The 26,303-nt window shown below is 57.0% G+C and carries 27 protein-coding genes, 1 tRNA gene and 1 pseudogene; 11 read left to right on the top strand and 18 right to left on the bottom strand.

Features of this window, described 5'->3' with window-relative positions; translation table 11 throughout:
- Positions 1-5: 5 nt before the first annotated feature.
- The 3 genes from K3727_10675 to bamE all read right to left on the bottom strand — a co-directional run bounded on the left by K3727_10675 (position 6) and on the right by bamE (position 3,220).
- Entirely contained in the window at positions 6-1,790 is a 1,785-nt protein-coding gene (locus K3727_10675) for an ATP-binding cassette domain-containing protein (GenBank protein UWQ93342.1), read from the bottom strand.
- 94 nt (positions 1,791-1,884) lie between these two features.
- Positions 1,885-2,628: a GNAT family N-acetyltransferase gene (locus K3727_10670; protein ID UWQ93201.1), complete on the bottom strand. Its 744-nt coding sequence runs from the start codon at positions 2,626-2,628 to the stop codon at positions 1,885-1,887.
- 124 nt (positions 2,629-2,752) lie between these two features.
- Positions 2,753-3,220 (bottom strand): outer membrane protein assembly factor BamE, encoded by a 468-nt coding sequence (gene bamE, locus K3727_10665; GenBank protein ID UWQ93200.1) that lies wholly within the window; start codon positions 3,218-3,220, stop codon positions 2,753-2,755.
- Positions 3,221-3,306: 86 nt separating this feature from the next.
- On the opposite strand from bamE, the gene K3727_10660 reads away from it, so the two are divergent.
- The 8 genes and pseudogenes from K3727_10660 (at position 3,307) to K3727_10625 (ending at position 8,841) form a co-directional block, all read left to right on the top strand.
- On the top strand, positions 3,307-3,843 hold the full coding sequence (locus K3727_10660; protein UWQ93199.1) for a DUF177 domain-containing protein: 537 nt from the start codon (positions 3,307-3,309) through the stop codon (positions 3,841-3,843).
- Between the two features lie 193 nt (positions 3,844-4,036).
- Positions 4,037-4,243 (top strand): 50S ribosomal protein L32, encoded by a 207-nt coding sequence (gene rpmF / locus K3727_10655; protein ID UWQ93198.1) that lies wholly within the window; start codon positions 4,037-4,039, stop codon positions 4,241-4,243.
- A 23-nt stretch (positions 4,244-4,266) separates the two neighbouring features.
- Positions 4,267-5,376 (top strand): phosphate acyltransferase PlsX, encoded by a 1,110-nt coding sequence (plsX, locus tag K3727_10650; GenBank protein UWQ93197.1) that lies wholly within the window; start codon positions 4,267-4,269, stop codon positions 5,374-5,376.
- A gap of 13 nt (positions 5,377-5,389) precedes the next feature.
- A complete protein-coding gene (locus K3727_10645) occupies positions 5,390-6,361 on the top strand; it encodes a ketoacyl-ACP synthase III (protein UWQ93196.1) in 972 nt (323 codons plus the stop codon).
- Positions 6,362-6,454: 93 nt separating this feature from the next.
- On the top strand, positions 6,455-6,757 hold the full coding sequence (gene ihfA / locus K3727_10640) for an integration host factor subunit alpha (GenBank protein UWQ93195.1): 303 nt from the start codon (positions 6,455-6,457) through the stop codon (positions 6,755-6,757).
- Positions 6,758-6,772: 15 nt separating this feature from the next.
- Positions 6,773-7,051, top strand: a pseudogene (locus tag K3727_10635) (MerR family transcriptional regulator).
- Between the two features lie 576 nt (positions 7,052-7,627).
- Positions 7,628-7,704: transfer RNA gene (locus K3727_10630), tRNA-Pro, on the top strand.
- Between the two features lie 57 nt (positions 7,705-7,761).
- Positions 7,762-8,841 carry a 2'-deoxycytidine 5'-triphosphate deaminase gene (locus tag K3727_10625; GenBank protein UWQ93194.1) on the top strand — a complete coding sequence of 360 codons (1,080 nt, stop codon included), beginning with the start codon at positions 7,762-7,764 and terminating at the stop codon, positions 8,839-8,841.
- A 74-nt stretch (positions 8,842-8,915) separates the two neighbouring features.
- On the opposite strand, the gene K3727_10620 is transcribed toward K3727_10625, so the two are convergent.
- The 8 genes from K3727_10620 to K3727_10585 form a co-directional block, all read right to left on the bottom strand.
- Positions 8,916-9,113: a hypothetical protein gene (locus tag K3727_10620; protein ID UWQ93193.1), complete on the bottom strand. Its 198-nt coding sequence runs from the start codon at positions 9,111-9,113 to the stop codon at positions 8,916-8,918.
- A 71-nt stretch (positions 9,114-9,184) separates the two neighbouring features.
- Positions 9,185-9,772 carry an SMC-Scp complex subunit ScpB gene (gene scpB / locus K3727_10615; GenBank protein ID UWQ93341.1) on the bottom strand — a complete coding sequence of 196 codons (588 nt, stop codon included), beginning with the start codon at positions 9,770-9,772 and terminating at the stop codon, positions 9,185-9,187.
- A gap of 62 nt (positions 9,773-9,834) precedes the next feature.
- A complete protein-coding gene (locus K3727_10610; GenBank protein ID UWQ93192.1) occupies positions 9,835-10,629 on the bottom strand; it encodes a segregation/condensation protein A in 795 nt (264 codons plus the stop codon).
- A complete protein-coding gene (gene nagZ / locus K3727_10605) occupies positions 10,622-11,626 on the bottom strand; it encodes a beta-N-acetylhexosaminidase (protein UWQ93340.1) in 1,005 nt (334 codons plus the stop codon). Before nagZ ends, K3727_10610 begins: the two co-directional genes overlap by 8 nt.
- 11 nt (positions 11,627-11,637) lie before the next feature.
- Entirely contained in the window at positions 11,638-12,843 is a 1,206-nt protein-coding gene (locus tag K3727_10600) for an SPOR domain-containing protein (protein ID UWQ93191.1), read from the bottom strand.
- Between the two features lie 100 nt (positions 12,844-12,943).
- A complete protein-coding gene (gene argS, locus K3727_10595; GenBank protein ID UWQ93190.1) occupies positions 12,944-14,689 on the bottom strand; it encodes an arginine--tRNA ligase in 1,746 nt (581 codons plus the stop codon).
- A gap of 77 nt (positions 14,690-14,766) precedes the next feature.
- The gene (locus tag K3727_10590; GenBank protein ID UWQ93189.1) at positions 14,767-15,066 is read right to left on the bottom strand and encodes a hypothetical protein; all 300 of its coding nucleotides are present in this window, start codon (positions 15,064-15,066) and stop codon (positions 14,767-14,769) included.
- A gap of 82 nt (positions 15,067-15,148) precedes the next feature.
- On the bottom strand, positions 15,149-16,285 hold the full coding sequence (locus tag K3727_10585; protein UWQ93188.1) for a deoxyguanosinetriphosphate triphosphohydrolase: 1,137 nt from the start codon (positions 16,283-16,285) through the stop codon (positions 15,149-15,151).
- 91 nt (positions 16,286-16,376) lie between these two features.
- Here K3727_10585 and K3727_10580 point away from each other — a divergent pair, with 91 nt between their 5' ends.
- Positions 16,377-16,700: an iron-sulfur cluster assembly accessory protein gene (locus K3727_10580; protein UWQ93187.1), complete on the top strand. Its 324-nt coding sequence runs from the start codon at positions 16,377-16,379 to the stop codon at positions 16,698-16,700.
- A gap of 405 nt (positions 16,701-17,105) precedes the next feature.
- On the opposite strand, the gene K3727_10575 is transcribed toward K3727_10580, so the two are convergent.
- Together K3727_10575 and K3727_10570 are read right to left on the bottom strand one after the other, a co-directional pair.
- Positions 17,106-17,468: a DoxX family protein gene (locus K3727_10575; protein ID UWQ93186.1), complete on the bottom strand. Its 363-nt coding sequence runs from the start codon at positions 17,466-17,468 to the stop codon at positions 17,106-17,108.
- A gap of 2 nt (positions 17,469-17,470) precedes the next feature.
- Positions 17,471-18,466 (bottom strand): AraC family transcriptional regulator, encoded by a 996-nt coding sequence (locus K3727_10570; GenBank protein UWQ93185.1) that lies wholly within the window; start codon positions 18,464-18,466, stop codon positions 17,471-17,473.
- A gap of 233 nt (positions 18,467-18,699) precedes the next feature.
- Here K3727_10570 and K3727_10565 point away from each other — a divergent pair, with 233 nt between their 5' ends.
- Together K3727_10565 and K3727_10560 are read left to right on the top strand one after the other, a co-directional pair.
- Positions 18,700-20,121 (top strand): amidohydrolase family protein, encoded by a 1,422-nt coding sequence (locus K3727_10565; GenBank protein UWQ93184.1) that lies wholly within the window; start codon positions 18,700-18,702, stop codon positions 20,119-20,121.
- A 79-nt stretch (positions 20,122-20,200) separates the two neighbouring features.
- Positions 20,201-21,631, top strand: a complete 1,431-nt coding sequence (locus K3727_10560; GenBank protein UWQ93183.1) for an amidohydrolase family protein — start codon at positions 20,201-20,203, stop codon at positions 21,629-21,631.
- A gap of 292 nt (positions 21,632-21,923) precedes the next feature.
- Here K3727_10560 and K3727_10555 read toward each other — a convergent pair whose 3' ends face one another.
- From K3727_10555 to K3727_10535, 5 genes are all read right to left on the bottom strand, one after another.
- Entirely contained in the window at positions 21,924-22,292 is a 369-nt protein-coding gene (locus tag K3727_10555) for a transposase (protein UWQ93182.1), read from the bottom strand.
- On the bottom strand, positions 22,289-22,558 hold the full coding sequence (locus tag K3727_10550) for a transposase (protein ID UWQ93181.1): 270 nt from the start codon (positions 22,556-22,558) through the stop codon (positions 22,289-22,291). Before K3727_10550 ends, K3727_10555 begins: the two co-directional genes overlap by 4 nt.
- A 614-nt stretch (positions 22,559-23,172) precedes the next feature.
- Complete coding sequence (locus tag K3727_10545) at positions 23,173-24,093, bottom strand: DMT family transporter (protein ID UWQ93180.1); 921 nt, start codon at positions 24,091-24,093, stop codon at positions 23,173-23,175.
- On the bottom strand, positions 24,093-25,172 hold the full coding sequence (locus tag K3727_10540) for a hypothetical protein (GenBank protein UWQ93179.1): 1,080 nt from the start codon (positions 25,170-25,172) through the stop codon (positions 24,093-24,095). Before K3727_10540 ends, K3727_10545 begins: the two co-directional genes overlap by 1 nt.
- A gap of 72 nt (positions 25,173-25,244) precedes the next feature.
- Positions 25,245-25,982 carry a hypothetical protein gene (locus K3727_10535; protein UWQ93178.1) on the bottom strand — a complete coding sequence of 246 codons (738 nt, stop codon included), beginning with the start codon at positions 25,980-25,982 and terminating at the stop codon, positions 25,245-25,247.
- Positions 25,983-26,303: the final 321 nt, after the last annotated feature.

Here is a 26,303-nt window from a genome sequence, read left to right as displayed (position 1 = left end):
TCAGATCATCCTGCTTCGGACTTTTCTTCCAGTTTCAGCCATTCTTCTTCGGCTTCTGACAGCTTGTTCTGCCGTTCCACCAGGGCTTCGCTGGCCTTCTGGAATTTGACCGGGTCGCGTGAAAACAATTCAGGGTCCGCCATCAACTGTTCCAATTTGGCGATTTCCTGCTCCAACCGTTCAATTTCGCCCGGCAAAGCCTCCAGCCGATGCTTTTCGGTAAAGGACAGGCCCGACTTGGCCTTGGGCTCCGGCTTGGTTTTGGGTTTGTCTACCTTGGGCTTGGCCTGGACCTTGGTCTGTTCGGGCGCACGTTGGGCCTGATAGTCGCTCCAGCCACCAGCATAGGCCACGGCCTGCCCGTTGCCTTCCATGGCAATCGTCGTTGTCGCGATCCGGTCCAGAAAATCCCGGTCGTGGCTGACCAACAGAACGGTCCCATCATAGTCGTCCAGAATTTCCTGCAACAGATCCAACGTTTCCACGTCCAGATCGTTTGTCGGTTCGTCCAATACCAGAAGATTGCTTTGTCGTGCCATCAATCGCGCCAACAACAGCCGCGCCTTTTCGCCCCCCGACAGCGACCGTACCGGTGCACGCGCCTGGCGTTCGTCAAACAGAAAATCCTTGAGATACCCGACCACATGGCGCGGCTCACCGCGTACCATCACTTGATCCGCCTTGCCGGAAACCCGCATGCCGGGGTCGCTGGTCAGATTGTCCCACAGGCTCATGTCCGGATCCAGCTGGTCACGGGTCTGATCAAACATGGCAAGTTCCAGATTGGTGCCCATCCGGATCTGTCCGTCATCCGGTTGTTCCAACCCCAACAACATCTTCAGCACCGTCGTTTTGCCCACCCCGTTGGGTCCGACAAAAGCAATCCGGTCGCCACGCTGCACCTTGAGCGAAAAGTTGCGCACAATAGGTTTTCCATCGAAGGATTTGGACAGGTCAACAGCCTCGACCACTTGGCGCCCTGATTTTGGTGCCCCGTCAAACGCCATATCGGCAGTGCCCTGACGTTTGATCTGACCGGCGCGCTGGTCCTTGAGCTCATGCAGGGCGCGCACCCGGCCCATATTGCGCTTGCGCCGGGCGCTGATACCTTCGACGGCCCAGCGGCTTTCGGATTTGATCAGCCGGTTCAACTTGTGACGCGCCATGTCCTCATCATCCCAGACCTTGTCACGCCAGGCTTCGAAAGCATCAAAACCCTTTTCCTGCCGCCGAACCATTCCCCTGTCAATCCAAAGGGTTGCACGGGTCAATTCACGCAAAAATGCGCGGTCATGAGAAATCAGCACATAGGCGGCGCGCGTGGCCTTCAGTTCGGCTTCGAGCCAGCCGATCGCTTCGATGTCCAGGTGGTTGGTCGGTTCGTCCAACAACATCAGATCCGGGGCTTCGGCCATCAATTTGGCCAATGCTGCGCGACGTCGTTCCCCACCCGAAGCCGTTTCAATCGGACGCGCCGGGTCGAACTTCAACCCTTCTCCAGCCCGCTCCACCTTGTACAATTCACCGGGCTCCAATCCGCTGGCGGCATAGTCACCCAACGTGGCAAACCCTTTCATTCCGGGGTCCTGCTCCATGTAACCGACGCTTTTGCCCGGCGGGACAACAATGTCGCCGCGATCTGGCTCCACCAATCCTGCCATGACTTTCATCAGGGTGGATTTGCCCGACCCATTCCGGCCGACCAGGGCGACACGGTCGCCTGGCTGGACCACCAGATCAAGATTATCAAACACCGGATCACCACCAAAGGTCAGTGAAATTCCGGCCATCTGCAAAAGAGGAATACGTGCCATATCCGGCAGCTAAACGGCTGGGCACCGGGCGTCAACGCTCTGGCTTCTTTCTGGTCAAAAATACCTGAAATTACCCGGCTACAGCCCGCAACAAACGTTTCCGCGCCGGGGGAATCGCATTGATTTCAAGGCCGGTAAACACGTGCAACGTGTTCATCTGCTGATCCACCACCGCATGGTCACTGACCCACCCCCCCATCAACAAATACGTCCGCAACAACGGCGGCATCTTCTGCAGGGCCTTTTGCGAATCTGGTGGACGGCGCACCTGGGCGGCAAACCGAAAGACGTCCGGTGCCTTGATCCGGGGCAACCACCGTTCCGGTGCCAGATGCCGGTGCTTCAGTACGGCAAAGACATCCAGATATTGATCGGCCTGCGTCCCGACAAACGAGGAACATCCAAACAGCATTTCGACGCCATGTTGATCCACGAACTGCGTCATTGCCCCCCAGGCCACACGCAGGATGTCAGCATCGGCGTGATCAGGGTGAATACAAAAACGTCCCAATTCGACCATCGAGCCCGGAAATCCAAAAAGCGCTGTCAAATCATAGAACTGGGCCGAATAACTGTGGGGTACATCGGCTCCGTTCTGCAACATCAACATGCGAAAGCAACAGACCAGACGGCCGGTGACGCGTTCTTCGACCAGAACATGGACACAGCCGGGGTCATAGCTGTCCTGATCCACGCCATCCCTGCGAAAACACAGGCCGCGCAGGTTTTGCGCCCGGATCAGATCATCATCCGACTGACCAAGCCGGGCCTGATATCGCCCCTTTGACAACAGAATTGTATCGCGTGTCGGCATCCGGGAACTCCGTCCAAGACATCAGGCCACAGGCCCTGTGCCCCGCAGGATGTGACAGAGGGGCGACCACATGCAACCCATCGCAGAAATTGTTGCCGCGTTTCCCGCTTTGCGACGGACCGGGTTATTCGATCGCCGTTGCGGGGTTAAAGCGTCCCAGGTTGCCCAGCAACTGACGCAGGAAGGTTTTGTTTTCGATACTCGAACTGGTCACGCGACGTTCCAGCGGAATGGCTTTGCCGTCCTCCAACCCGTAGCGTTCGATACCGCTCACCGTACCGGACTGGTCGAAATTGATGGCGACCAATTCGCGCGATACAACTTTGGGCTTGCTCGCCCCATAATGGCGCACGCGCGACGCGACATAATAGTACCCGCCATCATTCAGAACACCCGATGACGTCGGAGCCCCGATAGTTTCGGCAACGCTGTCGCGGGTATCGACACCGGGGACCACTTCGGCCAAAAGTTCTTCGGAGGGGACATAGCCATGGTTGCGATAGCTCGCACTACATCCGGCCAACACAGCAGCGAGCCCGATTGCCATCGCGGCACCACGCACCAGTTTCAACCTTGAAATGTTCACGATCATGCCTGCCCTCTTGCCTTGGCGTTCAACGCCTTTTATCCGAATTACCCAAAGCTTGCCATCGGTTCAAGAAACGAAAGTCGACGAAAATGTCACATTATCCGGCCCTGCGCGTCGCCGACCTGTCGCAAAACAGCCCGACCCCCTTTGATCTGACCCCTGATTCCGACGCTTTGTCGGCGCTGGCCTCTGAACTTGAATTGCTGGATTTGCGCAAATTGCGTTTCTCTGGCGAGATCAAGGCACAGGGAAAACGCGATTGGCGGCTCAAGGCAAAACTGGGGGCAACAGTTACACAGCCTTGCGTGGTCTCGTTGGACCCGGTCACCACACGAATTGACCTGTGGATCGAACGCACGTTCTTGTCGGACTGGGACACACCAGAAGACAACGAAGTCGAAATGAGCGAAGACGACACAATTGAGCCGTTGGGCACAGAGATCGATGTTGCGGCCATCATGGCCGAGTCGCTGGCGCTGAATCTGCCGGTCTATCCCCGCAAGGCCGGCGTCGCCCTGGGCGAATCCGTCCATGCCGACCCCGGGGTCCAGCCATTGACAGATGACGATGTTAAACCCTTTGCGGGTTTGGCGGCCTTGAAGGATGCCCTGAACAAGGATAAGTGAGGCTCAAGCCTGCCATGCAGGTGGAAAAAGCGCTTGCGAAGATCAAAAATCACAGTATTTTCGCGCGCTCATCGGATTTAAGGTTGGACAACGGACAGGCCGCGGCCTAAACGCACGTCACACCGTTTTGAACGAGACACTGAAACCCAGGCCCCGGACCTTGTCCCCGGCCACAGCAGACAAAGGTTGAGACATGGCTGTCCAACAGAACAAAGTATCCAAGTCGCGCCGCAACAACCGTCGTGCGCACGATGCACTGGTTGCTGCAAACCCGAACGAATGCACCAACTGTGGCGAACTGAAACGTCCGCACCACGTGTGCCCGTCCTGCGGCCATTACAACGACAAAGAGATCGTTGCCATGACCGACGACATCGACCTGGACGAAGACGCGGCGTAAGCTGAACTCAGACAGGTCCCGGCATGACGGTTCAGCCCGACGACACACGCGCAAACGCTGGCCGCATCGTTATTTCGGTTGACGCCATGGGCGGAGATGCCGGCCCCACTGCTGTGGTGGCCGGTCTTGCCGATTCTGCCAGCATCAACCCGGACATCGGGTTTATCCTGCACGGTCCCGAAGACGAGCTCCGCCGTTTGGTTGCGCGCAAGAAGATTCTGGAAGGCCGCGTCGATATTCGCCACGCCAAAGACGTTGTCACGATGGAAGACAAGCCCAGCCATATCATGCGCAATGGCAAGGGCACGTCGATGTGGTCGACGCTTGATTCGGTCAAGAAAGGCGAAGCCGACGGTGCCGTCTCTTGTGGCAACACCGGTGCGCTGATGGCCTTGTCCATGCTGCGCCTGCGCAAGCTGCCCGGCGTCAATCGCCCGGCGATTGGCGTTCTCTGGCCGTCACGCAATCCGCAAGGGTTCAACGTGATGCTGGATGTGGGGGCAGATGTCCGTGCCGATGCCCGCGATCTGCTGCAATATGCCCTGATGGGGGCCTCTTATGCCCGCAACGGTCTGGAGCTGGCCCGTCCCCGGGTCGGATTGTTGAACGTCGGCACCGAAGAACACAAAGGCCATGCCGAATTGAAAGAAGCCCACCGGCTGATCACCGATCATGCCGATGCCGCCAATTTCGAATTTGTCGGCTTTGTCGAAGGCAGCGATATTCCCGGCAGTGTCGCGGATGTGATCGTCACCGACGGCTTTACCGGCAACGTTGCGATCAAGACTGGTGAAGGCACCGCCAGCCTGATTTCGGACCTCTTGCGCGAAGCCTTCAAATATTCGCCGCTGTCGCGGCTGGCCTCGGTCTTGGCCTATACCTCGCTGCAGCGACTGAAAAAACGCATTGATCCCAGACGGGTCAATGGCGGTGTGTTTCTGGGCCTGAATGGCACCGTCGTCAAATCCCACGGCGGCGCAGATGCAACCGGCGTCTCCGCAGCGATCAAGTTGGCCTTTACCCTGGCGCAATCCGGTTTTGCACAAAGACTGGCGGCCCGGGTTGCATCCACCGGTACACTCTCTCAAGATGACAGTCAGTCGGCCCAAGCTGACGACAAGGACAATAAATAAGGCAGGCCAAAATATGACACGACGTGCGGTGGTTACTGGGGTTGGACATTACCTGCCTGAACGGGTCGTCCCGAACAGCGAATTTGAAACCACCCTGGAGACCAGCGACGAATGGATCCGGTCCCGGTCAGGCATCGAACGCCGTCATTTTGCTGCCACAGGTCAAACCACGTCGGATCTGGCCACCAGGGCCGCCCGCGCCGCATTGGACGACGCCGGGCTCGGCCCGGATGATGTCGATGCCATTGTATTGGCCACATCGACTGCGGATCTGACATTCCCATCGGCTGCGACCATGGTTCAGGCCCAGTTGGGCATGACCCGCGGGTTCGCTTTTGACGTACAGGCGGTCTGCGCCGGTTTTGTCTATGCGCTGACAAATGCCAATGCGCTGATTCTGTCCGGTCAGGCCGATCGGGTCCTTGTGATTGGCGCCGAAACTTTCTCGCGCATCATGGATTGGACGGACCGCTCAACCTGTGTGCTGTTCGGAGATGGCGCAGGCGCGCTGTTGATCGAAGCTCAGGACGCGGCAGGCACCACAGATGATCGCGGGATCCTGTCGACCGATCTGAATTCGGATGGGCGCCACAAGGATCTGCTGTATGTGGATGGGGGTGTGTCGACCAACACGACCGGTCACTTGCGGATGCAAGGCAATCAAGTCTTCCGCCATGCCGTTGAAAAATTGGCGAAAACCGCGGAAACTGCTCTGACCAAAGTCGGGTTGAACAACGCGGATGTGGACTGGATCGTTCCACATCAGGCCAATATTCGAATCATCCAAGGCACCGCTAAGAAGATGGGCCTTCCGATGGATAAGGTGATCGTGACCGTTCAGGATCACGGAAATACTTCGGCTGCTTCCATTCCGCTGGCCCTGTCTGTCGGAAAGCAGAACGGACAAATCAAGCAAAACGATTTGATTGTGACCGAAGCCATCGGTGGCGGGTTGGCCTGGGGGGCTGTTGTGCTGCGGTGGTAACCGAATACGTCTACAAACTGGCGCGTGCAATTCATTGATATTGACAGTTAAATTCCCTGCGCCCTATGCTCGTGCAAAATAACGGGGACTGGTATGGGTGAAAAAACACTTACACGTATGGATTTGAGCGAAGCGGTTTTCAGAGAAGTGGGGTTGTCCCGCAATGAAAGCGCTCAATTGGTAGAAAGCATGTTGCAACACATGTCAGACGCTTTGGTAAAGGGTGAACAGGTCAAGATTTCGTCCTTTGGCACCTTTAGCGTTCGGGATAAATCGGCCCGTGTTGGCCGCAATCCCAAGACCGGCGAAGAGGTTCCTATTCAGCCACGCCGGGTTCTGACGTTCCGTCCTTCTCATCTGATGAAGGATCGTGTTGCCGCCGGTAACAAGACTTAATCAAGGCCAACGCATATGACAAAATCTCCCGACGCCTTTCGCACCATCAGCGAAGTTGCGGATTGGTTGGGAATACAGGCTCATGTGTTGCGATTCTGGGAAAGCAAATTTGCCCAGGTCAAACCCGTCAAACGAGCCGGAGGGCGTCGGTATTACCGGCCCTCTGATATGGTTTTGATCGGTGGCATAAAGAAGCTGTTGCACGACGATGGCCTGACCATCAAAGGCGTTCAGAAAATCCTGCGCGAACATGGGGTTGCCCATGTTTCTTCGTTGTCCCAGTCGCTGGATGAAACAGCGCCACCAATTCAACACGGCGCGGTTGTCGACGCGCAGAATGTGCCCGACGATACGGCCGATGATACTGATGACACTGTGGTTTCCTTTTCGGATGCGTTACGGGTGGCCGAAACGCCCCCGCCTGCACAGATTGATCTGGATCTCGCCCCGCCCCCGCCCGAACCAGATCCGGTTGACGCTCCCCAATCGGCCGAGCTGTTGCCAGACCTGGAGGTCGACCAGGAGGCCACGGAAGATCGACCAGTGCCCGTTGCAGAGGCAGAGGCTGCTGCCCCTGACAGCCATCCAGATGAAGAACCTGAACCCAAGGCACCTAGTTCTGCTTTGACGATTCCCCGTGTCGAGGCCGCAGACCCGCCAGCCCACGCTCAGATAGAATTCACGCCGGGACCCTTGTCACATCTGTATTCGGTCACGTCATTGGACGGCCAGAACATCGCCGATCTGACCGAAATTGCCACAGCTTTGGACGGGTTGGGCCAGTCGAAAAATAATGTGACGGCAGAATGACTTTTCCGCATGTTTTTCGCTTGCTCTTGGTCTGAAAAACAGTATGAACAGCACCATGTTCGGGCTATGGCGCAGCCTGGTAGCGCGTCCGTCTGGGGGACGGAAGGTCGCAGGTTCGAGTCCTGCTAGCCCGACCAATCAAAAACGCCCGGGGATCTATCCCCGGGCGTTTTGAGTATCTAAGAGGGGCCATTATGACAGGCGTTCTTCCCAGCCAAGTCCTTGAAAGCATGATCATATCCGGCGAAATCTTAGCCTCGCCAGCGATAGATCCCGCACAGATTCAACCCGCCAGCCTGGACCTGCGCTTGGGTACGATTGCCTATCGTGTCCGTGCCTCTTTCCTTGCGGGGCACGGTCAAAGCGTCTCTGCACGGCTGGACGAGTTCGAAATGCACCGCATAGATCTGAGCCAGGGTGCCGTGCTGGAAAAAGGCTGTGTCTATGTGGTTCCGCTGATGGAATCCCTGGCTCTGCCGGACGACATTTCAGCGGTCGCGAACGCCAAAAGCTCGACAGGGCGATTGGATTTGCTGACCCGTACAATCACCGATGGTGGCGAAGAATTCGACCGAATTCGTCCTGGATACACTGGACCATTGTTTGCGGAAATCTGCCCCCGCTCCTTTTCGGTGCTGGTGCGTCCCGGAATGCGTCTGAACCAGATCCGGTTTCGGACAGGCCAGGCGGTGCTGGATGACGACACGTTGCGGGCCGTACACGCCCAGACCCCGCTGGTTGACGGCCCGGCTGTCATACAGGACGGTTTGGGCTTTTCGGTGGATCTGCGTTTGCCTGGGTCCACTCTGGTTGGCTATCGCGCGAAACCACATACCGGCGTTATCGACCTGGATCGGATCGGGGCCTATGACGCAGCGGATTATTGGGAAAATGTACACAGCGATGATGGCAGGATTATCCTGGACCCCGGTGCGTTCTACATTCTCGTCAGCCGCGAGGCCGTGCATATCCCCCCCCAATACGCCGCAGAAATGGCCCCCTATCTGGCCATGGTCGGTGAATTTAGGGTGCATTACGCAGGGTTCTTTGACCCCGGGTTTGGGCATGATGCGGTCGGAGGCACCGGGTCGCGCGGCGTGCTCGAAGTGCGCTGCCACGAAGCGCCATTTGTCCTTGAACATGGCCAGATTGTCGGCCGGTTGGTCTATGAAAAGATGTCCGAGGTACCACAGCAACTATATGGATCTGGCATTGCCTCGAATTATCAGGGCCAAGGTCTGAAACTGTCCAAACACTTTAAGAACCCATCGTAAGCCTATACAGACGCAGAAACATCGCAATCAGTCTGATTGCGATTCAACCGGCCTGACGGGGCATCTCGTCTGAGTTAACGCATATTGCGGCGGCGCTGGATTTCGTCTTCGTAATAGTCGTCTTCGACCATCGGCTGCTGTTTCTTGCGCCCTTTGCGGCCTCGGTTTGACATTGCATCCGATGCTGCATTCATCCCGGCATTGATGCCCCCGTTGACGACCCGTCGCATCACCTGACGGATAATCAAATTGATGATCTGATTCATGTTCATTTCAGTTTTCCTTTTGCTGCCCAACCCGGAATCTAGTGCAAAATTACGCCATTTTCAGGGCGTTATTGCTATCATTCTTCAAAAAGTTCCGGCTGATCCTCGTCTTCGTCATCTTCGTCGTCATGTGAAACACCCGATGGGATCAAACCCGGAGGTGGTCTATTTTCGAGCAGCCCCGCCGCACGCAATTCCTTGAGGCCGGGTAGATCGCGGGCGCTTTCCAACCCAAAATGATCCAGAAATTCGGGCGTCACGACAAATGTCACCGGACGTCCCGGCGTCATCTTGCGCCGCCCCAATCGGATCCACTCCATTTCCAACAGCTGATCAATGGTCCCGCGGGACACGGACACGCCCCGGATCTCTTCTATTTCGGCGCGTGTCACAGGTTGATGATAGGCAATGATGGCAAGCGTTTCGACAGCGGCACGCGAAAGCTTGCGGGTCTCCACTGTTTCCTTCTGCATCAGAAAACCCAGATCGGGTGCCGTGCGCATGGCCCAGGTGTCCCCGATCCGAACCACATGCACCCCTCGCCCTTCATATCGTTTGCGCAGATGTTCCACAGCGGCACGAACATCGCAGCCATGCGGCATACGTTTCTGCAGATCCCGGATCGACACCGGCTCGGAACTGGCGAACAATACGGCTTCGACCATCCGTTCCTGTTCGGCCAACGGTGGAGCGTCAAACAGGCTCTCGCTTTCTTCGGAATGCTCGCTCACTGCCCGTCTTCCTTTGTCTTGCGCAGCTGGATGGGTTCAAACGTGTCGGTCTGGCGAATTTCCAAACGGCCTTCCTTGACCAACTCCAGGGAGGCGGCAAAGGTTGACGCCGTGGCTGACCGTCGCCGGACGGGATCGGCGTGCCACCCATCCGGAAGATAGCTGAGAATATCTGTCCACCCGCCCGAAAACCCGATCAGCCCCCGCATCCGGTTCAAAGCCTGCTCCATCGTGAAAATCGAATCCCGATCCATGACAAAAGGACGAAATTCATCCTTGGTCCGAATTCGGGCATAGGCCTGCATCAGATCCAGCAATGTCGCGGTATAGGTCACCGTGCGAATGCGTGTCACGTCTTCGGCCTGACCACGGGTAAAGAAATCACGCCCCAACCGATCCCGCCCCATCAAACGCGCGGCGCTGTCCCGCATCGCCTGAAGCCGCTCCAGCTGAAATGCCAGATGTGCCGCCAATTCCTCGCCTGACGGCCCTTCTTCGGTCGGATCCGGTGGTAACAGAAGGCGTGATTTCAAAAATGCCAGCCAGGCCGCCATCACCAGGTAATCAGCGGCCAATTCGATCCGCAGTTCCTTGGCCTTTTCGACAAAGGCCAGATATTGTCGCGCCAGGTCCAGCACCGAGATTTTTCGCAGATCCACCTTTTGCGTGCGTGACAGCATCAGCAACACATCAAGCGGCCCCTCGAACCCATCCACATCAACGATCAGCGCCTCGGCAGCCAGGCGTTCTTCGACCGTCTGTGTCGTGTCGTCAAAAAGGTTCTCAGCCATACACCTGTCCGCCCATAAGGGCAGATAGTTCCGTCTCGGCCGCCCCAATGTCAAGCGCAGCGGGCGGTTTGCGCCAGGCCAGCGCCCGTTCGGCCCGTGCCTGTGCCAGATCTGTCATCTCGCCTGCTGCCTGGATCGTCTCGACCCGCTCATCAAAGCTGCCGTTGCAATGCAGGATCACATCGCATCCCGCCGTCAACGCCGCGCGCGACAAATCCATGAGCGACCCACTCAGCGCTTTCATCGAAATGTCATCGGTCATGATCAGCCCGTCAAAGCCGATCTGATCCCGGATCATCCCCATGACAGGTGCCGACAGGGTCGCAGGGGCCGGGTCGATCGCGTCATACACCAGATGTGCGGTCATTCCCAACGGCAGGTCATTGAGGGCGCGAAAGGCCGCAAAATCCGTCTGATCCAGGGTTTTGGCCGTTGCCGCCACATGGGGTAAATCAAAATGACTGTCCGCGGTGGCACGACCGTGTCCGGGAATATGTTTCAGAACAGGCAACACACCGCCGTCCAGATGTCCCTGCGCGGCGGCACGGGCCAAAGCTGCAACCCGTTCGGCGCTGTCGCCATAACAGCGGTTGCGCAAAAATGAATGGGTATCCTCATTGGCCAGATCCGCCATGGGTGCGCAATTGCTGTCGATGCCCAGGCCTCTCAGCTCATCGGCAATCAGGCGATAACGAAGATACATGGCGCGCTCTGCGCCAGCGCCGGACCGCTCTACGTGATCCAAGGGCGGTAACCACTGTCGCGCCAATGGCGGGCGCAGGCGCTGGACCCGTCCGCCTTCTTGATCAATCGTGATCAGACAGTCATGGCCCGATGCCTCGCGGAAATCGTCACACAGGGCACGCACCTGATCGGCATTGTCGATATTGCGCGCAAACAGGATAAACCCAAACGGCCGTGCATCACGGAACAGGGCCTTTTCCTCGGCCGTCAGCCTCAGCCCAGTTGCGTCAAGTATGGTGGCTCCGTACCGCATCTGCGTGGCGCTCATCGGGTTGTGACCGGGATACAATCGGCATTGCCCGCAACCAGCGCCGAACAGAACCGACGTGCGTCGCTCAGGTCGTCGAACCCCATAGCGCGCAGGCGATAAAAGGTGCGCCCACCGCTGGAGGCTTTTTGAATCACACGTTTCTTGCCGTCCAGATAATCACCAAACCGGCCGCTCAACCGATCCCATTCGGATTGGGCCAAACCAACGCTGTCATAGGCCCCCAATTGCGCCAAACGTGTGCCAGCAGGCAATGTGTCGGGGTCGACATCCAATGCAGCCGAGGTATCCGTCGCAGTCGTCAACGCGGTCTGCAACGCCTGGGTTTGGGGGGAACGGGCCGGTCTCAGAACAGGACGCAACGATCGTGCCAACCCAGGCCCCTTAAACACAGCGGGTTGGACATCCACAACAGCATCAGCGGCGGCTGGCAGCGGTTTGAGCGGCTCTGGCTGCACAATTCCCGGTTGGGCCACGGCGACCTGATCCGTTTCAGCCGGATCTTCGTCCAGCAACGTTGGCACACCTTCTGTCAATTGCTGAACCAGAGCGTCCACCTGCCCGTCCTGATAGGCGGCGATCGACCCGGCATCGGCCGAGGCGTCTTCGCTCATCAAAGGAATGGCTTCGGCAATCTGAAGATCAGCCGAGGCCAGATTTGTGTTTGGGGCCTGCTGAATTATCGGCTGATCTTCGCCGGTCAAAGACACGGGTTTGGGTGCCAGCATCAATCGGTCAGCCGGTGCTGCTGCGGTACCCTGTGCCGCCACCGCATTAACAGCCAGCCCCTGGTGATCGGCGGGTGTGCCGCCCGGATCAGCCGGTTGTATCCGCATCGGGCCTTCGATGGCCCGGACCACAGGCACGCCGCTGACATCACGCGCCACCAGCTTGTACCCCCAGATACCGATACCAACGACCAGCGCCAGCGACGCGACAGCGCCCATCAGGCTGACCGCACGACCCAGACCTGGCGAAGATGCCAAAGACAGCGGTTCGCCGCCGTCCGACGCGGTGTCAAAATCGGAGCCGTCTGATGTGTATGCCGGATCAGGGTCGCCCCATCCGGTATAACCCGCCTGCCCAGGTTGGGCATATCCATTGTAGCTGTAGGAACCATAAGCGCCCTGCGACGCCTCGGTATTGCCGGTTCCCGACGCAAAAGCGCCAGCCCCCGTCCCAGCCCGGTCAAAATCTGCCATGTCCGCCTCACTGCCCGTTATCGCGCGGCGTTTTCCGCGCAGGGGTCTCTTGGTATCTGCCTCAGGTCTTCTGCTTCGGCCGGCGGTTTGGGCGATTTTGTTATCGCATCTCCTCCACCGGTGTTACGCCCAGAATACCAAGACCTGCGGAAATAACAACGGAAACAGCCCGCGCCAGCGCCATTTTTGCCTGTGTTGCAGCGGAGTTACCCTCGTCGATGAACCGCAGATCGGCATTATCCTTGCCCAAATGGTACAATCCATGCAGATCGCTGGCCAATTCATAGAGGTAAAATGCCACCCGATGGGGTTCGTTGGTGCGCGCAGCGATTTCAATCAGACGCGGCCATTCTGCCAGCTTTTTGGCAACACTCAATTGCGCGGGATCGGTGATCAGGCTCAGATCCGCCGCAGCGGTGGCGGCGTCGGACACGTCCAGACCAACCTCGGTTGCCTTGCGCAAAGCCGAACACACCCGCGCATTGGCGTATTGCACATAGAACACCGGGTTGTCCTTGGATTGCTCCAGCACCTTGTCAAAATCGAAATCCAGCGGCGCGTCGTTTTTGCGGGTCAACATCACAAACCGGGTGACATCAGGGCCCACCTGATCGACGACATCGCGCAGGGTCACAAAGGTCCCTGCCCGTTTCGACATTTTGAACGGTTCGCCGTTCTTGAACAGTTTCACCAGCTGGGTCAGCTTGATGTCCAGCGGCACGGCGCCATCCGACAACGCCGACACTGCGGCCTTCATGCGTTTCACATAGCCACCGTGATCGGCACCAAAAATGTCGATCAGCAGGTCATATCCCCGGGTTACCTTGTCATAGTGATAGGCAATATCGGGCGCGAAATACGTCCAGGCACCATCGGATTTCTTGACCGGCCGGTCCACGTCATCCCCATGCTCGGTGGATTTGAACAGGGTCTGTTCGCGCGGCTCCCAGTCTTCGGGCTTTTTGCCCTTGGGCGGCTCCAGAACGCCTTCATAGATCAGGCCTTTGCTTTCCAGCGAGTCCAGCGCAGCTTCGATCCGGCCGGTGCCATACAGCGATTTTTCGGAATAGAATTTGTCCATGACCACGCCCAGAGACGCCAGATCCGCCCGGATCAGGTCCATCATGGCTTCGGTGGCATAATCGCGGATTTCTTCCAACCAGACGCTTTCGGGCTGACCGACATAGGCGTCACCGACCCGGGTCTTCAGGTCTTCGCCCACGGCGATCAGATAATCCCCGGGATAGGTCCCGTCTTCGAACGCAACCTCCTGGCCGTGCGCTTCGAGGTAGCGCAGGTAAACCGAACGGGCCAGCACGTCGACCTGTGCCCCACCATCGTTGATGTAATATTCACGCGTCACATTAAACCCGGCAAAATCCAGCAAGCTGGCGAGCGCATCGCCAAACACCGCGCCCCGGGTATGGCCCACATGCAGCGGCCCTGTCGGATTGGCCGAGACATATTCGACATTGACCTTTTTCCCCTGCCCCACATCCGAGCGGCCAAAATCGGTACCCGCCGCCAGAACGGACCCGATCACGTCTTGCCAGATACCGGGAGCCAGACGCAGGTTCAAAAACCCCGGACCGGCGACTTCGGCGCTGGTGATCCGGTCATCCATGGCCAGCTTTTCTGCCAGCTTTTCTGCAATGTCGCGTGGTTTCTGTTTTGCCGGTTTCGCCAGCACCATCGCGGCATTGGTTGCCATGTCGCCATGCGCCGCATCGCGCGGAGGTTCAACCGCCACATTGGCAAAGTCCAGCCCGTCGGGCAGCGCGCCGTCGGCCACCATCGCATCCAGCGACGCGATTACAAGAGTGCGGATATCGGTAAACAGGTTCATGTCTGGCGTTCCTCTGGTTCAGCCGGGAATTATCACGCCCAGCCCAAGGGTCAACCGCCTGTGACCAATCTGTTGGTCTAAAGCGCTACGGAACTGCTCTGGGATATCCGACCCCAGCCAAAGATTTCATAGCGGCGCAGGGACGGAATGTAATACGGATCAGCATGGATCAACTGTTCCACTGCCTGGCGGCTGTCGGCGTTGACCGTCCAGATCGCACCGGGAAAATCCTGGTGTGGGGTCAGGGCCATTTCACCGCCAATGGTCAATTCGGGATGGGCCGCAACAAAATCTATGTGGGCCAAACGTCGCGCGCGGTTGCCGCGGATCCGCACCATTTCCGGTGCATCCTCAAAGGTCACGCTCCAAAGGGTCATTCCGGGTTCCACCGCCATACCCCTTTTGAAATCAGGACCGGCGCAATTCATAGAACCAGTTACAGGACCCCCCTATACCCAGTCACAACCCCAGGCGTTCATGTTCCAACAGCGCAAATCGATCCGTCATCCCGGCGATATAATCCGAAACGATCCGGGCCAGCGCGGTTTCACCCGACGCTGTGCGGATATCATCATGCCAACGCTGTGGCATTTGCAACGGGTTGTCCTGATAGTACGGGAACAGCGCTTCTACCACCTTGGACACCTGAATGCGCTTTTGCATGACACTGGGTGCCCGATACATGCGCGTAAACAGAAACGCCCGTATCTCTTTGAGTTGCAACCATAACGCCGGGCTGAACTGGATCACCGGACGTTCCATGGCGCGGATCTCTTCGACCGTACCCGCGCCTGACTGGCGCAGCATCTCGCGCGAGGTATCAATTACATCGCCAACCATGACACCAAACACCCGGCGCAGGGCTTCGTGCCGCCGACGGTTTTCATCCAGACCGGGATACTTTGCGTCCACTTCGGCGTAACAGGGCCCGACGATGGGCAAGGCTTCGATATCGGCGTCACAAAACAATCCCGCGCGCAGACCATCATGCAGATCGTGATTGTTATAGGCGATGTCGTCGGACAATGCGGCGACCTGTGCTTCGGCGCTGGCATGGGTGTGCAGTTCGAGATCAATACCCGCATTGCATTCGGCCAAGGCCCAAGGAAGGTCCCCCACCACCGGCCCATTATGTTTTGCAATGGCTTCAAGGGTTTCCCAGGTCAAGTTCAACCCGTCAAATTCGGCATAATGCTTTTCCAGACAGGTAACGATGCGAATGGCCTGTGCATTATGGTCGAACCCGCCATAGGGGGCCATCAGCGCGTGGAGCGCATCCTCTCCGGTGTGGCCAAACGGAGTGTGCCCCAGATCATGGGCCAGGGCCACGGCCTCGGTCAGTTCGGTGTTCAGGTTCAACGCGCCGGCGATGGTCCGGGCCACCTGTGCAACCTCGATCGAATGGGTCAGACGGGTTCGGTAATTGTCGCCTTCATGCTCGACAAACACCTGGGTCTTGTGTTTTAGCCTGCGAAAGGCGCTGGCATGAATGATCCGGTCCCGATCCCTTTGAAAGCACGACCGAAATCCGCTTTCTTCCTCGGGGACCACCCGTCCCCGGGACCGCCCGGGGTTCGACGCAAAAGGCGCATACATATATTATCTTTTCCCATTGCGATCTTGTCGCCTGTGCCCCACCTTTCTATATAATGTACTGCGCCGCAATGACCCATCGGAGTTTTCCTAAATGATGCTGCCCCCCAAAGTGACCGACCGTGCCTTTGAACGGCTCTCCGAGATTGGCGCGGCTGACCAGGGACAGGCCCTGCGTGTCGCTGTAGAGGGCGGAGGGTGTTCCGGGTTTCAATATGAAATCGAACTGGACGCGCCCAAGTCCGATGACCTTGTGCTGGAAGGACAAGGGCAGAAAGTCGTAGTCGATGCCGTGTCGCTGCCGTTTCTGGAAAACGCGGTGATCGATTTCACCGAAGAGCTGATTGGTGCCCGGTTTGTCATCAACAACCCGAACGCCACCTCATCCTGCGGTTGCGGGACATCGTTTTCGATGTAATCAGGGATCAGCACGCAGCTTCCCCAGCGCCTTGATCCTTGGCAGGACCGGCTTGGGATGATCGTCGGGCATGAACTGGGCCCGCGGACCAAGATACGTAAATCATCTACCATCAATACGTTAAAACCGAACCGGCGCACCAGCGGGTATACCTTGGCTGTCAGGTGACACGTTGGTCACGCAACTCATTCCAGACCATAAATTTCCGGCACCATACGGATTTCCCTATCGCCCCTGCATGGTGCGGCCCGGTTTCCAGACCGACCAGAGCTGGCCAAAAGGTGAAAAAGTGTTTCTTTTATACCCCCCGGCCCGAAGCAGATTTTACCATTCTACATTTTGGGCGGGAACCGGTCAGTCGCTGCGCTCCTGACGAATGAAGGTTGGAAATGACCGGTACACCAGTCAAACCACGCTCAAGATCAGTTCCTTACTGTTCCACAAAAGTACTGCTGATAGTGTCCCTGTTATCATCGCTGGCACACCCTGCTTCCAAGTGTCGAAAATCAAATGGCACCCGATGGCCCCAATCGAAGTGCCGAGCAGCGCCATGGCCCCAAGCGGTGAGAAGATTGTACCCGAGAACCAGATAGCGATAGCACCAAACAACTCAACCATGCCCACCAGTCGCATAATGCCTCTGTTCAGGCCGTAGCTTTTGAACATTTCAAGCTGGATTTGGAATATCTTGTCCTGCCATCCGAATATTTTGATCGAACTCGCGAACAGGAAGAATACGGTAAGTAGAATGCTAATGATCACGATCATTGCTATTGGTCCATTGTTTTGACTGATTGCCTGTAGGCACGAGGGGATAACCCGGTACGCTTTCGAAAAGCTCTGCTAAACGCGGTTGCGTCAGAGTAACCAAGCCCAAGCGCAATGCTCTGGATAGAGGCATTGGAACTGGTCAGATTTCGCTTTGCAGAGTCCATTTTGAGAACTGTCAGAATCTCGATAATGGTCGTATCAAATTTGGCCAATCTGCGTGCCAGTGCCGATTTTGAAAACCCGCACAGCTCTGCCGCTTTTTCAACGCTCAGATCATTCTCGCTGATGTGTTTCTCCAGTATTGCCCGAATGGCCTCCACAAACCCCTTCGGAGCGAGCATATCCAGTTGCGGACCGACTAAATCGTCCGTGTCTTTGGACGCGAATACCCCATTCAGCGGAATCGTTAACCATGCAGCAGGAAACCGAATGGAAAAGCCCCGGTCATTGCTCTTGATCGCCCGGATGCCGTGAAACTCTTGCGGTAGAACAGCCGGATCGCACATCCTGACCAACACCGAAGCCGGATCCCAGCGGAAATCGAGTGCTTCATGCAAGAATGTGATCCAAATCCCAATCATAAAGCCGTCGATGTGGGCCGGTGACACGGTTGGGATAAACTTACGTTTGGCGCTAAAATATGCCGTGGTGTCTTCGACGAACAGGCTCTGAGAGATGGAGTTCGTCTCGCTGGCCACAGCTTGGGTGAAGCGAGAGATAAACCCACCAATTGTCGTGGCCTCCTCAAGGGCGGCGCCGAACGGAAGGAAGTCTGCAAGGTTGATGTTGCGACCAACGGACGTGCAGAAACACTGATCATTGCGTAGCTCAGCCGCCGCTGCATACACCCGATAGACAATATCATTGCGTATGTAGGATGTCGGATCTCTAATGGGCGCGACGGAAAGATCAAAAGCCGCTAGAAAAACGTCAATGTCTTCGCCGCAGGCCTTCAACGCCTGAACCACAGGAGCCAATACAGTGGTCCGAACCATCGGTATGTCACTCCGATCATGATCTGCAGCCACAAGAATGCCCTCACTTGTCACACGTTGAAGAGTATAGACGGATCGTCAGGAAAATGGAGAGGGAACCCGCTAAAACCTGACACTTTGTAACGGCAATCGTAATGGGCCGCCTCGAACTGTCAGGTAATTCGTTTAAGTATCGGGCATTCTGCCTAGAGAAGAGATCCAAATTTTGTTCTCGGTCATCTCAGGGGAAGCCAATGAAAGTTCTGTCGAAATATACGACTGGGGTTGCGGCGTTAGCTGCGGCAATAACCTTTTCTGCCAGCTTTGCGTTCGCTCAGGACACACCAGCGCAGACGTTGTTCACCAATGTGAATGTCTTTGATGGGGTGAACGAATCTCTGATGGAGAACGCCAGCGTTCTGGTCGAAGGCAATTTGATCAAGGCCGTGTCAACGGACGCCATTGATGCACCGGAGGCCACGGTCATTGACGGCGGTGGCCGCACATTGATGCCGGGGCTTATCGAAAGTCACGTGCACCTGAACATGCAACATATGGTGGGTGGCTACGATACATTTGAGGATCGTGACTGGCAAGAAGTCGGGGCAATGGCGGCATTTACGGCTCAAAGCATCTTGATGGATGGCTTCACGACCGTGCGTGACGTCGGTGCCCTGCAGGTTGGGATTCGCCGCGCAATTGACGGCGGTTTTGCCATCGGTCCTCGGATTTACCACGCTGGTGCCGTGATCAGCCAAACTTCCGGCCATGGCGACTGGAGACTGAAGGGGCAAAACACGCTCGAAAGCCGAAACACAGGCAAAGTCGCACAGCTTGGTCTGGCCTATGTCGTTGATGGGCACGATGCGTCGCTGAGTGCCGCCCGCCAGAACCTCGCAAACGGTGCTGTGTTGAACAAGATGATGATGAGCGGCGGCGTTTTTTCCTCCAAGGACGGCTTGCATACGATACAGGCCACCGACGAGGAAGTGACAGCCGTGGTCCGAGCTTCGAATGATTGGGGCACCTACGCAACGGCGCATGTGAACAACCCACCCGATATTCAACGCGGTTTGCGCCTCGGCCTGGGAGAGATCATGCATGGGCAGTTTCTGGATGAGGAAACAGCCGCAATGATGGTCGACGCAGGCGTGTTCTATAATCCACAGCTCTCGGTTTCTTCTCTCGAAGCAATCGAGCGCACGTTTGGACCTGAGCCGTCAGTGAACAAGGCCAAATCATTGTTGGTTGCCAAGGGGATGGCACGGATTCCAGATATTCTTTTGAAATTTCCCAAGCTTTTGGAAAAGACCACCTTTGGAGTAGATACCGTCACGGTTACGCCAGCGAACGCGATCCGTAACCGCGATCACGAGATCTGGTTCTGGGCGGACAAGTTTGGCACTTTGCAGACGCTGAAATCCATGACCTCCATCGGCGGCGATCTCGCCGCTCTCACGGGTGGCCAGAACCCATATCCTGCCGGTTCCCTCGGTGTGATCGCGCAAGGCGCATATGCTGACATCCTATTGATCGATGGCAACCCGCTGGAAGACATCACATTGATAGGTGGCAGCAAAGAATTGTTCGACGCACCGGATCGCAAACCCGGAGAGATCCCGGCGATGCATCTCATCATGAAAGACGGTGTGATCTATAAGAACACGCTCAACTGAGCGTAGCGCGGGGTGGCGTACCCCAATTTTACCCTCGGTATCCCGCGCATCCTTCAAACCAATTAGGAAAGGAAGAGTTATGGAGAACCGGTCTATTCAAAAAAAGGCCTGGATTTTTGAATCGGTCATTGCCGCTGCCGTGTTCTCTACCAGCGTTGCGTCCGCACAGGACACTCCGGCACAAACGCTTTTCACCAATGTGAATGTTTTCGACGGTGTGAACGAGGCTCTCATAGAGAACGCCAATGTTCTCGTCGAAGGTAACCTTATCAGGGCCGTTTCTGCCGCGCCCTTGGCGGCTGCAAACGCTGTCATGATCGATGGCGGCGGTCGAACTCTAATGCCGGGTCTCATTGACATGCATGTGCATCTGAACATGCAGTTTGTCGGCTCGGGCAATGACCGCGCCATTCAGGGTGCGCAACTGATGACTTGGGAAGAGCTGGGCGGTTTGGCCTACGCAAGCGCGCAAGAATACCTGCCTGCGGGCGTGACCACGGTGCGCGATCTGTGTGGCACGTCGTCCGGTCTCCAGAAACACATCGACATCGGGACCCTGACGGGACCCCGCATCTATCTGTCGGGGGCTTGTGTCAGTGCCTCTTCCGGTCATGGCGACTGGCGTTGGAACCCCACTGTGTTGAGCGGTGAAAAATCCTATCTCGAAGGACTTGGCCTGACCACGCTGGCCGACGGTGGTGACGCGGTTCTAAAAGCGTCGCGCAACAATCTGGCCGGGGGTGCGGATTTTGTGAAGATGATGTCGGGCGGCGGGGTTACGTCAGAGCGTGATCCATTGGATTCGATACAAGGCACACCCGAAGAACTGGCAGCGATGGTCAAGGCAACCGGTGATTTCGGAACGTATTCGGCTGTGCACGCTTACACGGACATCTCGGTGCAGAACGCCATCCGCGCTGGGGTGGTATCGATCGAGCATGGCAACCTGATGTCCGAGCCCGAAACCTTCAAGATGGTGGCCGAGGCGGATGCGTGGGTGGTGCCCGCGATGGCGGCGTTTGCACCAGACATTTTGGAACATCCATACTACGGCAATCCCACTCTCCCCGCCTATGCTAAGACCGCACGGGTCAACAAGAACGGCGAGGCATGGATCAAGCTGGCCAATGAATATCGGATCAACATGGCATTTGGTTCCGATTCCCTTGCCGTGACACCTCCCGCGTGGCGACAGACTCGCGACTTCCAGATTACCCAGTGGGGTCGATCATTTGGCAACTTACGCACATTGCAGGCTATGACGTCGGATGCCGGCAAACTGCTGGCACTTAGTGGCATCATGAACCCCTACGCGGAGGGAAAGATCGGCGTGATAGAAGAAGGTGCCTACGCCGACATCATCCTGGTGGACGGCGATCCGCTGGAAGATCTCAGTGTGATCGGGGCATCCGAGTCGATGTTCGGATCTGCGCCGCGCCCAACATCCTCCGTCGATACGATCCCGTTCGTGATGAAAAACGGCGAGATCCATAAAAACACTCTCAACTAACATGGGAGCAATTGGGCTCCCGAATCCATAGTCTCGGGTTCCCTAGTTGGATTGAAAGCTGCTGTCAGCGTGAGCTGCAACGGCGACTAGCCTGACAAGAAGCAAAGCGCGGGCGGGTATCATTGCCATGGGGATTGTGCGTTACGGCTGCAGAGGTCGATAATCAGAGTGACCGACTGTGTGATGACAGGCCCTGTAATCCAATTGATTTTCCCAACACGGTTTTACGATCTAGACTCGGGATCTTACGCCACATGCCTTGTGCAGTCCTGAATTTGCTGAGTTAAGCGCACTAAGTGTTCCGGCTACTGCGCAAGAACGGGCCGGGTTTGCTCGTCGTATCATGCGGCATCCTCCCATGGCGGTGCGCGGCATTTGGGTGTTTGACCGCGCAGAAAGGTCTGAACGATAACCATTGCGCCGCTGCATTTGGGGCAAGGCTGTTGCGCATGTGGTTCGTCGGGGGTGTCGCGGGTTCTTTCACCCGATGTCGGCACCAGGTCGGATCTGCATTCAGCAAACGCCTGATCTTCGCGATCCTGTCACGGCGGATGGCGTTAGCCAAAAAGCTCGAGTGTCGGATGCGATGGAAGCCGAAGGGCAGGACGTGGATCAGAAAGCGTCGGATGAATTCTTCTGTCGGCAGGCGCATCTTCGTCATGCGATCCGCGCGCTTGATGCATTGGTTTTCCATCGGAATGCGACAGTGTCGGGAACGACGCAGACGGGGCGATGGTTGGAGATCGCGACTCGGTGCGCGTACCGGCTCATATAGACCAGCACCTGATCAGACCCACCGAAAGACGGTTTGGCATAGGCGACCCGAACGGTTTTGCGCAATGGTGCGAGATTGGCGGCGAAGGTATCCGGTTCTGCCAATCGCACCAGATCGACTCCGCCCCAGACATCACGGACCGTGTGGGTCACTTGTGACAGCGTCCTTGGATTAGCTCTCCGGGGTTTCTTGCCGACGTGGCGTGCTTCCAGCCGTGTCGCCGGGCACCTCTGTCAACACAGCCGAATTTCTGGTCGTGACTGAACCGCGTGTGTCAGCTATGCCAACAGCGCAGGTGCGGTCAGGTTGGTAATGTCGCCCCGTTCAATGAGCCAAGATGGTGCCCCGTGCACACACCAAGTGTTCCGCTCTCGCCCTTTCGGGCGTTCTTTTCGGTCGCATGGGTCGCTTTTGCCATGTCATGGAAACTCTCACCCGATGTGGTGCCCCGGATCCCGGCAACGGTCTCGCCTTACCGCAACCGCCTGTGGATCGACCGCCATTCGTGGCCTGCTTCATCACGGTCGACATCGCCCAGTCTAACCGAACCAAACGCATGTGTCCGGCCTGCGATCCTGACCTGCCCCAGCCAACGGCACCACCCTTTGGACGACACGGGAAGGGACACACCTATGGTCCCGTTTTGCCCAGAGCCCGCATGTCGCGCAGCTGGAAAATACGCACGTTCGTCTTTGCAACTGCCATTCTGTTGCCCCGCCTGTTGGCATGTCTTAGAAATAGATCAGAAAACACTGGGCTACGAATGTTATGAGTTTAGCTCTTTGATGATACTGGGTTTTACGGTTCTTGTCGCGACATCGCTTGTATGGGTGAAGTCCCAAACCAGAAATAGCCCAGATCCGATGACAAAGCTCACCCCGACGTAGGTTCCCGCTGCTGGCAGCTCGCCAAAAAACACCGCGCCCAGAAAAACCATCCAGACAAATTGCAGATTCATCAGCGGCGTGACAGCATAGGCGGCCAGCAGGCGCAGCGCCACGACAACCACCCAGCGTGCCCCAAACAACAGCCCCGCGTAGGTCGCCACCCAGGCCAGATCGCTGATCGGCATCGGCTTCCAGACAAACGGCAGCACCGCGCCCATACAAACAAAGATCGCCAGATTGGGAAAAAAGACCTGCGCCAGTGCATTGGTTTCATATCGTCCGATAAACCGGGCCATCACCATGGAAAACGTCCCGAACACAGCAGCGGCAAAAGCAAACCCGTGGCCCCATGAAATGGAATGAACCCCAGCCGGAAACAGGAACGTAACCCCAACAAACCCGGCCACCAAAGCGACCCAGGCAGAGGGCCGGACGTGTTCCCCCAAAACCATGCCCGACATCAGCCCCGACAACAGCGGCATCAGACCGATGAACAGGAATACTTCGGCAAAAGGCAACAGTTTGAACGCATAGAAGAAGCTCACAGCTGCCAGGACAGTCGCCCCGGACCGCAGCGCCATGGCGCGCGGACAGGTGGTCCGCAGCCCCCGCCGCTGGGATGGGTGGCGATCCGCCAGCGCGCTCAGCCCCACGACGATCAACCCGGACAGACAGAACAATTGCGGTGCGGCATAGCCGCCCGCAATCAGTTTGGTAATCGCATCCGCTGAAGAAATCAGCGCGGTGTAGATAATGACCAGCCCGGCCCCAATGGCCGTGTTCTGCATCGTTGCGTTCATCACAACAGCACCCCGCCCTGCATGCTGGTACGGGCGAACCCGGCAAAGAAGCTCTCAAACTTGTCGCTACTCATCTGCGCTTCGGTCAGGATGTCATGGCCGATCTCGCTCAGCGCGTTTTCCACATGCGGACGCATGACTTGCCAATCGTCGCTGCGCTGATCTTCCAGCTTGAACATGGTTTCAGACATGTCCCGCAGCGGCGCGGCATAGGGCGCGGCGCGGGCAAAGCTCATCTTGTCGAATTCGGCGGGTTTGGTGAAACTGTCACGATCGGACACCGACATCAGCCAATTGCAGACAAAATAGTCATGGTAATCGTCTTGCGGGCTGACCTGTGGTCCGGTTGAAACGGTAAACCGATGGGTTTCTCGCTCCAGCCAGTCTTCCCAGATCTGCGAAGGGGTTTTGCCTGCGTATCGCAAGGCGACACAGATTTCGGCCAGCAGATCAGCGTTCTGGTCCAAATAGGCCAGGATCCCCGCATATTCGAGGCTGGTAACTGCCGCCTGGTCCAGTTGCGGATCGCGACGGCCATATTCAGAGAGATAGAACACGATGTGGGTCAACTCATATGCGGCCTTCTTATTGGGCATCGCAAAAGTTTCGGAACGGTTAACAAAACGATGCAACCGATCTGTCAGGCTGGTGTCCCATTTCAACGCAGTGACGCCACGGCGTGCCAATAGGCGGCGCGCTTCGGCCCTTTGAAGGTCTGACAATTCAGCTTCGGCCAGTCCCTGGCGGTCTATCCAAGCAGCCAGGGCTTCGCCTTTGGTCCCGGTGAGCCCCAGATCTTCGAGATCCAGACAAATCGACAGCAAAAAGCGATAATATTGTGGAAAGAACCCCATGCGTTTTTCGACTTGGGCATAGAACCCCTGGTGCGGGGCCAGCGCATCATCGTCAAGCGTTTGGCCCGTACATTCCAGGATATTCAGAAGTTCGGCATTTTCCTTGAGCCAGAACACATCATCACCGAACCGACGATGCTGGGCAAAGCTGGCAATCAAGGCCGCGCGGCGATCGCGCTTGCTTTGACGTTGGGACGGAACGTTCAGGCGAATGACATTCGACATTTGGTTTGCTTTCCTATTTTCAAATGCGTTCTCTGAACGCTCCGTTACCAACTTCAGACGGTGTCCCGCGGATCAGCTGCCCGACGAGAACATATGGGTTGCGTCACCCGCTGTGGCGTCCGCCGATGCCGCAGGTGCAGAACCCGAGGAGAACATCTGGGTGCCTTCGCCGGTGGTTACGTCCGCCGATGCCGCAGGAGCGGAACCCGAGGAGAACATCTGGGTGCCTTCACCGGTGGTGGTGTCTGCCGATGCCGCAGGAGCGGAGCCCGAGGAGAACATCTGGGTGCCTTCGCCGGTGGTGGCGTCTGCCGATGCCGCAGGTGCGGAGCCCGAGGAGAACATCTGGGTGCCTTCGCCGGTGGTGGTGTCTGCCGATGCCGCAGGGGCGGAGCCTGACGAGAACATATGCACACCTTCGCCGGTGGTGGCGTCTGCCGATGCCGCAGGAGCGGATCCCGAGGAGAACATCTGGGTGCCTTCGCCGGCGGTGGCGTCTGCCGATGCCGCAGGAGCGGAGCCTGACGAGAACATCTGAACCAATTCGCCCGTCAAAGCGGTTGAGCTGAGAACAGGCGCAGAACCGGACGAGAACATTTCGACCCCTTCGCCGGTGATCGTGGCTGTCGATGCGGTCGGAGCGGAGCCTGATGAGAACAGAGCAGTTGCGTCACCATCCAACAGATCGGTTGTCAGAACAGGTGCAGAACCGGACGAGAACATCGCAGTTCCTTCGCCGTCCAACAGGCTGTTGACAGGCGTGCTGGTGAGAGCGGTTTCGATGTCGTAGGCTTTGAGTTGAGCGTTCATGGCAGAAGTCCCCAGTTGTGAAGTTGATCGTGCCTCAACGCTTGCACCCAGAAGGCGACCTGAAAAGAGGCTTTTCTACCACAAGGTGTTCTTGCGCCAAGTTATCCACATTAAGAAAGTCGAATAGAAAGTTGACTCAATTCCCAAACGTGATGACTCTAATCAGAGTCAAAAAACTTATCCACACCCCCCAAATGTGTCACCAAACGACGCCATGCAGCTATAGGTTGTGTCCGAATCGAACGGGAATCACTGTTCTCTCCACTCGTTCGATTCGTATTTTTCGATATTGAAACACCCCTGACGCTTGCCCTGCGCGAC

The sequence above is a fragment of the Rhodobacteraceae bacterium M382 genome (assembly GCA_025141015.1).
In the GTDB taxonomy this organism is placed as follows: Bacteria; Pseudomonadota; Alphaproteobacteria; order Rhodobacterales; family Rhodobacteraceae; genus Aliisedimentitalea; species Aliisedimentitalea scapharcae.
This window is presented reverse-complemented; position numbering and strand designations above follow the sequence as displayed.